The following is a 7,734-nucleotide window of genomic DNA, read 5'->3' as shown; positions in this document are numbered from 1 at the left end:
ATTGCCATCGACCGCGGCGTGGATCTTGCTACCCAGACCGCCGCGGGAGCGGCCGACCGCATGCCCCTCGGGCTCCTCATGCGCCAGATTCTTGTGGTTCGCCTTCGCCCCCTGTGGGCTGGTCAGGGCGGGTGGTGTTGGTCCCGTGCTGGTGGGCACGGTTGATCGTCGAGTCCACCGACACCGTCCAGTCGATGTGCCCGCCAGCATCAGCCTGAGCCATCAGTACCGCGTGGATCTCGTCCCACACTCCCAGGTGCGCGTAGAGGTAGTGCCGCTTCCACACCGTCTGCCAGGGTCCGAACCGCTCACGGGGCAGACTCCGCCACGGAATACCGGTCCGAGCACGATAGATGATGCCCTCCACGACCATCCTGTTGTTCTCAAACGGATGCCCCTTACAACCCTCGTTCGAGGGCAGCAACGGCTCAATCCACTCCCACTGCTCATCCGAAAGAGCCCGATCCCGGGACGCTGCAGTAGTAGCCATCCCACAACCCTCAAGGCAAAACCCCCTCACATATGGGAGACACGCCCTAGGTCAGCGCCGGTCCTTCCGGCGCCCTGTCCAGTGGTGGAACACCAGGTCCAGCACGCCAGTGGTGGAACACCAGGTCCAGCACGATCGCGGTCAGCGCACCGATGGTGATGCTGCTGCCGAGCAGGTCCGCCATCCAGACCGGTACTGCGTCCTTCACGTCCGGCTGTGCGGTCACATACATCCCCAGTCCGAGGCTGCCGGCGACGATCATCGAATTGCGCTGGTCCTTGAAGTTGAACCGTCCTGGGGGTGGTGGAGACTCTGATCTAGCAAGGAGACTGAGTTCCATACCTGCACCGAGGAAGTATGACGATGAGACCCGTGCCCGTGCGGTGCGGATGCATAGCGACCGGCGTCGGGAGCATCCTGGGGAGTCCAAGCTCGGGTCGCGTAAGCGGGTTGGTGAGCTGTTGGGGATCGGTCCGGCGACGCTGCGCAACTGGATCGAGCGAGAGGAGATCGATGCCGGGACTCGTCCTGGCGTGACCTCGAGTGAGAACGCGAGCTGACGCGGTTGCGGCGGGAGAACGCTGAGCTGCGGGGGGCGAATGAGATCCTCAAGCGGGCCGCAAGTTTCTTCGGGGCGGAGCTCGACCGCCAGCACAAGAAGTAGTCGCGTTCATCGAGGCGAACAAGGATGACGTGGTGGCCGGTCGCCGACTCGGGGTCGAGCCCATCTGCAGGGTGTTGCAGGTGGCTCCGAGCACGTACTACGCCGCCAAGGGTCGCCCGCTCTCGGCCCGCGCCCGGCGGGACGCGGAGCTGGGGCCGGTGCTGCGACAGTTGTGGGAGGAGAACTACCGCGTCTACGGGGTGCGGAAGTTGTGGAAGGAAGCTCGCCGCGCCGGCTACGACGTGGGCCGGGACCAGGTCGCCCGGCTGATGCGTGCCGAGGGTATCGCTGGGGCCGTGCGCACCAAACGGGTGCGCACCACTCGCCGCGACGACAAGGCAGTAAGGTATCCGGACCTGGTCAAGCGAGACTTCACCGCCACCGCTCCGAACGGCCTGTGGGTGACGGATCTGACCTTCGTGCCGACCTGGGCCGGCATCGCCTACGTGTGCTTCATCATCGACGCCTTCAGCCGGATGATCGTGGGCTGGCGGGTCGCATCGCACATGCGCACCCACATGGTCCTTGACGCGCTCGAGATGGCTCGCTGGTCCCGCGGCACCCACCTGGGCGGGCTTCGATGTCACAGTGACGCGGGCAGCCAGTTCACGTCTGTGCGCTACGGCGAACGCCTGGCCGAGATCGGCGCAGCCCCCTCGATCGGGACCGTCGCCGATAGCTACGACAACGCCCTGGCCGAGACCGTGAACGGCTATTACAAGGCCGAGCTGATCCGCGGCCCGATACGCGACCAGCGCGGACCATGGAAGAGCGTCGAAGACGTCGAACTCGCGACCCTGGGCTGGGTGCACTGGCACAACACCGAACGCCTCCACGGCTACCTCGGCGACCTACCTCCGGCCGAGTACGAGCAGGCACACTATGCTGCCCAACGGACCAACGAACAACTGGTCGGAATCCAATAACCCGAGTCTCCACCGAACCCAGTGCGGTTCAGCGCCTCCTCCGCCGGCCGCTCGTCCGACGGGATGCTGGCGTCGGCCGCCTCCTGTGTCGCCACCGTCAGACTGCCCGGGATCACGCCGTATCGCGCGCCCAGCTGGGAGAGCATCCGGCGATAGGCGACGCTAGTCTTGTCCGCGCGGATCGGCGTTTCCGCCCGTGGGTCGAGGGGCAGGCGCCGGGGCAGCGGGTTCTCTAGGATGGGTTTGTCGTGCCCGAAGATGTCGACCTTGAACCGGCGAAGTGCCCAGTCCGGGCTTTCGTCGTCAAGGAGACAGAGCTACATGTGGGCGCGGATGTGCTCCTCGTCCAGGGGTTGGATGAACAACGCCACCGTGTCGAAGCGGTCCGGCTGTTGTGAGTTGGACTTGAACAGTGCGGCGCCGTTCGGATGCATCACTCGGTAGGCGTAGTTCACCTCGGCTCCCCCAGTGCTGTCCATCGCCGCCTGGGGCTGGTAGAAGACACATTCGGTGTCCCAGATCTCATGGTCGGCCACGGACGAGGTGACCGTGTAGTCCTTGACCTCGGTGCGCGTCTCGTCCTCCAATACGCCGGGGTGGACGAAGGGGAAGTGCCCCATGTCGAGGAAGTTCTCCATCCCGCAACCGGCTGAGGTGTGCACCATGATCGAACCGGCGTGCAGCAGTCGGCGACCACTCTCCTCGGCCTCGGGGATGTCGAAGAGTTCCCGGGGCTCGCCCAGTGAGGTCCACAGATAGCCGAAGCGTTCTCGGACCGGGAGCTCCACCTCGGCGTCGTCCTGACGGCTCACCCGGAAGCCACCGTCGGCGATCCGCTCGACCTGAAGCCCCACGCCCAGGAGCTGATCGCTCCACTGCCGGCGGGACGGGAGCTCGGTCGTGGCACCGATCGGATGCCACAGGTCCAGGAGCACCCGATCCGGGCACTCGGCCGAGTTCTGGGCGTCGGAAACTACAGCCAAGGGCTCCTCGATCCTTCTCTACCGTCACCGGGAGGGGAATCGTTACACGCACGCCATCGGCGGGGTGCCGTTCCGCAGGCCATCTCTGACCACGGACCTACCAGAACGTCACTCCCGCTTGCTGCTCAGTTCGGAAAAATGACACGCACCGATGAGAGGTGCAAGAACCTCTTCACCCATTCATTCCGCAATGCGAAAATGAGCACGTGAAGGGCCTCATTCCCTGCACACGGTGAGCGGTGACTAGGAGCCGAGCAGCTCCGCCCGCAGCCGGGCGACGTGGCCGGTGGCGTCGACATCATACTCGGCGCTTCTCAGCGTGCCGTCTGGGTTGACCACGAAGGTGGACCGGCGCACGCTCTCGACCGTGCGCCCCGGTCGCAACCCCCACGCCCCGTAGGCATCGGCAACCGCGTGGTCGGTATCGGAGGCCAGCGGGAAAGTGAGGCTCTCCGCCTCGGCGAAGGCCTGCAGGTCGGGGATCGGGTCCGGGGAGATGCCCACGACCGCGTAACCGGCGGCCGCCAAGGACGAGAGGCTGTCCCGGAAGTCGCAGGCCTCCGTGGTGCAGCCGGGAGTGGCGGCCTTCGGGTAGAAGTACACGATCACCCCCTGCTCGGCGCTGGCAAGGGCGCTGGTGAGCGACACCTCATCGCCGGTGTGAGCGGTCAGGGTGAAGTCAGGGGCGGTGGCTCCTGCGGCCAGCTCAGACATCAGGCCCTCCCTTCGTAGGCACGTTCTGTCACGAAGTGAGCGTAGTCGTCGAGGACGGCGACCTCAAGAATGAAAAGGAGAAGTAGGCCCTTCCAGCAGAACGGTCATACGAGTACTTCCGTCCTGCTGTCAGCGACCTACCCCTCCCTCGCGCCCCGCCCCGTGCCACCGAACTACACACGAAGCAGCGACTTCGGGCGCTTAGGCGTCCACAAGAACGCCGGGGTTCATGATCAGGCCAGGATCGACAGCCCTCTTCGCGCCCGTCAAAGCCGCTGCGAAGACGTCGGAACGCTGCTGGTCATACCAAGGACGGTGGAACCTCCCCACCGCGTGGTGGTGCGTAATCGTCCCGCCAGCCTCCAGAACGGCTTCAGAAGCAGCAGCCTTGATCGCGGCCCACTGCTCGACCTCACCGCCCCTACGCGCGCTTCCGATCACGGTGTAGTACGGCGCCGGGCCGTCCGGGTAGACGTGCGTGAAGCGGCAAGCGACCGCTCCCTCACCACACTCCTTCTTCACCGCCTTCGTCGCGGCCTCTACAACTCGAGCGTGAAGTTCCGGGAAGGCGCTCCAGGTGCAGGCTGTCTCGAAGGTCTCGCGCAAAATACCCATGCGCGCGAACCCTTCCTTGTAATACGGGCCCTTGACGAAGAAGTTCCTCCATCGTCCGCCAGCGCCGGTGCGTCCAACGGCACCCTGAGAACTGTCGGCCGGTTTATCCGACTCTACCCGGCCACCAAACTCCCGGCAGATTTCCAGAGCGCGATTCATCCAGGGAGTGACGTCATGATCCGCAGACTCAAAAGCAACGATAAGGATCGTATCGTCACCATCACCTGCGCCAGACAACAAACTCTCCACCGGGTCGAGCAGGCGACAGTTGGACGGGTAGAGGCCCGACTGAGACAAGGCGCGAATAGCTCCGACGCCCGCCTCAAACTTCGAGAACGGTACCGACATCGATGCCCGGAATGATGGGCGATCCTGGAGACGCATCCAGGCCTCGGTGATGACGCCCATGGTGCCCTCGGATCCAATAAACATGCGGTTATCCGAAACGCCTGCACCATCGCACGGAAGCCTCCGCGAAGACATCACACCTGTTGGCGTAACGACCCTCATCGACTGAACATAGTCGTCAATCTGCGTGAAGCCAGTCGCGAAATGCCCGGCCGCTCGCGTAGCGATCCATCCTCCGAGAGAGGAGAACTCAAAGGCCTGCAAGAAGAAGCGCATCGAGTAACCGTGCGGCCGCAACTGGTCCTCCATGTGCGGGCCCAATACCCCACCCTGGATCCGTGCGGAACGGGATTCACGGTCGATCTCGAGCACGCGACTCAGCTTGCGCAGGTCGAGCGAAATTACGCCGCGGAATGTATCGGGCACGATTGGCTCGATGCCTTGAGCGACAGAGGAGCCGCCACCGAACGGAATTACCGCAAGCCCCTCCTCCTCAGCCCAGTCCAGAATGTCAACGACGTCACCCTCGTCTTCTGGAAACGCAACAAGGTCCGGAGGATTGTCGTACTTCCGCTCTAGCCCACGAACAAAGTCACCGAGATTCTTACCCAATGTGTGCTCGGCGCGGCTCCACTTGTCGGCGCTGAGAAGGTGCTCGAGAGACGCTTTGGACTTGACACGCGATTCTCGCAGCTCGATCTCGTCGATCGTCGGCGCAGCTTCAAGATCCTGCAGCTTGAGACCGAATCGATCCCTGATCGATGACCCGAGGTCGAGAAGCTCGGCATCTGACACGCCCTCACCCTCGTAACCCCATCCCCAGAATTTGCGTCGCTTCATAACAATTGGATCAATCGAGTTCATAATACCTCCAAGGTTCGGTGCTACCAAAATCTCATGCTGAAATGTGGATTCACAATTGCGCTATCAGGCCAGGAAGACTCCGGATCACCCCGATAGTCGCCCAAATACCCACTCCTCCTACAACGAAGAGAATTGCGTTCTCCCACCTTCTATTCACTGAGCCGCGAATCATAAGGTGCTTGTTGTTCAGGAGCAGCAGGGTCCCGATAATGATGATCGGCGCCATCAGCCCTGCGGTCGCGCTGCCGGCGACGGTCATGACAACCACGTCCGGCATCCCCGGGAGCGAAAAGACGATCGGCACGAGCAGCATAAGACCGAACTGAATCACCTTATACAGCCTGTCATACTGCCCCTCCGTGTGCTCCCGCGGCCCACTCTCCCAAGTGCTTCTCAACCCACTGATGAAGATGTCCGTGTACCCCCGAGCATATCCAAGGTACGACGAGAATGCGGCAAAGAGGACACCGAACCAGAGCATCCACGGCCCGATTCCGCCCACGGCCAGCTCCATCATGTAACTGAGGTCGTCCAAAGTACTGATGGTACGTCCGGTGGGGTGGAAATATTCAGCCGCGACGATCCAAATGCTGAGATTGACAACAATGATGGCGAGGACACCTGCGAGCAGATCGAATTGCTGCATCCGCCGGAACTTGGGACCGATCCAGCCCTTCTCGCGAATGAACTCGGTGTACATGAGGTTCCCTGCCGAACCGCCCACGGCACCGATCATGGCAGCACCCACGAGCACTGCACTGAACAGGCCCATGTCCGGCGGCTTCGTAAAGGCGAGACCCTGGACAACATCGAGTGGGTGACCGTTGGCGGTCACCGCCGCCACGAAGAAGCAGAGGACGAGAACTGCCACAGTAACCCGTCCAACCATTTCGAGCATTCGATAGGCGGACTTCCGGGACAGGATCAACCATGCCACTGCGGCTGTTACCACCGTCCAGATGAAAGGCCCCCAGTGGTCGCCACCGAAGCCGGCGAAGATTCGGTGGAGTGCATTTCCGACAGCCACAACCATGTAGGACTGCAAGATGAATCCGCTGAGCAGGGCCAAGGATCCGACTATCGCGGGAATCCCCCGCCACAGCTTTCCGAATCCTTGGATTACCGTGGTATTCCCTTGCGAGTTGAATAGACTGTATTTTGCGATAGCACTTGTGAAGAAGTAGCGGCTGATCAGGGCGAGGGCCAGAGCCCACATGAGCGTGTAGCCATAGTTCCCGCCGGCCACAGCTGAATCAATGAGATCACCTGCCCCAAGCCACGCCATGCTCACCAATAAGCCGGGCCCAAGAGACCGCACATAGTCAGTCCACCGCCGGGGAACCTTCGCAACCTTGACGGTTTCCACGCCTGTTTGTGTTGTGCTCATACTCAGCTCCATTGCTCTTGCCTGCGACTTGCGTTCGGGCTCACCTGACCCGACCTTCACCGGAGGTTCAGTCGAGTGTTTGAAGTTCCGTCCGACGGTCGTTGTCGCCACCTCGGATCGCGAAATGACGGCAACTACTCGACAAATCGTGACCTGACGCGAAAATTATTCGGCCAGCCATCCTGTCATGTACCAAAGATACCGGGGCGGCGAGTTGGTGTCAAGAAATAATTTTGTGATGCGAGCCCTTCCTTCCACGATATGAAATGTGATAGATCCCGCCAGCCCCGGCTGATATGTCGATGTGGTCCTGGACTATCTGATGGTTAGGGTCGCGCTGCCGCCGAAATCCGGCCACTTGGGTGTGTCTCTCATTTTCGTAGCCAGGCGATGACGGCGCAGAGGACGACGCCGGCTCGGTAGCTGATGGCGTGCTTGTCGTAGCGGGTGGCGATGGCGCGCCATTGCTTGGCTAGGCCGAATTGTCGTTCGACGACGTTGGGACCGGCGTAAGTTCTCTGGTCCAGGCCAGGCGGGCGACCTCCGCGCGAGCCTTTGGTCTTGCGGGAGGCGATCTCATCGGATTTCTGCGGGATCACCGCCTTGATGCCCCGGGCGGCGAGCATCCTGCGGATCTTGCCCGAGGAGTAGGCCTTGTCCGCGACCACCGCATCGGGCCTGGTCCGAGGCCGGCCAGGGCCCTGGCGAGGTACGCGGATGTCATCGAGGACCTCCACCAGCAT

Annotated in this window: 5 protein-coding genes, 3 pseudogenes and 1 other annotated feature; of the genes and pseudogenes, 1 reads left to right on the top strand and 7 read right to left on the bottom strand. The window is 62.4% G+C overall.

Annotated features, from left to right (window positions below):
* A pseudogene (locus K338_RS0119240) lies at positions 1 to 490 on the bottom strand (IS5 family transposase); the annotation flags it as partial.
* A 46-nt stretch (positions 491 to 536) separates the two neighbouring features.
* On the bottom strand, positions 537 to 830 hold the full coding sequence (locus tag K338_RS0119235) for a hypothetical protein (RefSeq protein WP_211218276.1): 294 nt from the start codon (positions 828 to 830) through the stop codon (positions 537 to 539).
* Between the two features lie 49 nt (positions 831 to 879).
* Between K338_RS0119235 and K338_RS0119230 the strand changes: the two are divergent.
* A pseudogene (locus tag K338_RS0119230) lies at positions 880 to 2,080 on the top strand (IS3 family transposase).
* Positions 1,109 to 1,243: a sequence feature (AL1L pseudoknot), on the top strand. It overlaps the preceding pseudogene by 135 nt.
* Here K338_RS0119230 and K338_RS26330 read toward each other — a convergent pair.
* The 5 genes and pseudogenes from K338_RS26330 to K338_RS0119205 all read right to left on the bottom strand — a co-directional run.
* A pseudogene (locus K338_RS26330) lies at positions 2,035 to 2,868 on the bottom strand (hypothetical protein). The pseudogenes K338_RS0119230 and K338_RS26330 overlap by 46 nt on opposite strands.
* 438 nt (positions 2,869 to 3,306) lie before the next feature.
* Entirely contained in the window at positions 3,307 to 3,777 is a 471-nt protein-coding gene (locus K338_RS0119220; protein WP_022919766.1) for a peroxiredoxin, read from the bottom strand.
* A 201-nt stretch (positions 3,778 to 3,978) separates the two neighbouring features.
* Positions 3,979 to 5,535, bottom strand: a complete 1,557-nt coding sequence (locus K338_RS0119215; RefSeq protein WP_211218274.1) for an FAD-binding oxidoreductase — start codon at positions 5,533 to 5,535, stop codon at positions 3,979 to 3,981.
* 118 nt (positions 5,536 to 5,653) lie between these two features.
* A complete protein-coding gene (locus K338_RS0119210; RefSeq protein WP_169579595.1) occupies positions 5,654 to 6,991 on the bottom strand; it encodes an Nramp family divalent metal transporter in 1,338 nt (445 codons plus the stop codon).
* A gap of 371 nt (positions 6,992 to 7,362) precedes the next feature.
* The coding region (locus K338_RS0119205; RefSeq protein WP_022919763.1) for an IS5/IS1182 family transposase at positions 7,363 to 7,734 on the bottom strand (372 nt) is incomplete at its 5' end.

The sequence above is a fragment of the Ruania albidiflava DSM 18029 genome (genome assembly GCF_000421225.1).
GTDB classification, from domain to species: domain Bacteria; phylum Actinomycetota; class Actinomycetes; order Actinomycetales; family Beutenbergiaceae; genus Ruania; species Ruania albidiflava.
Note: the sequence above shows the minus strand (reverse complement) of the source record. Positions and strands in the feature narration are given on the sequence as shown.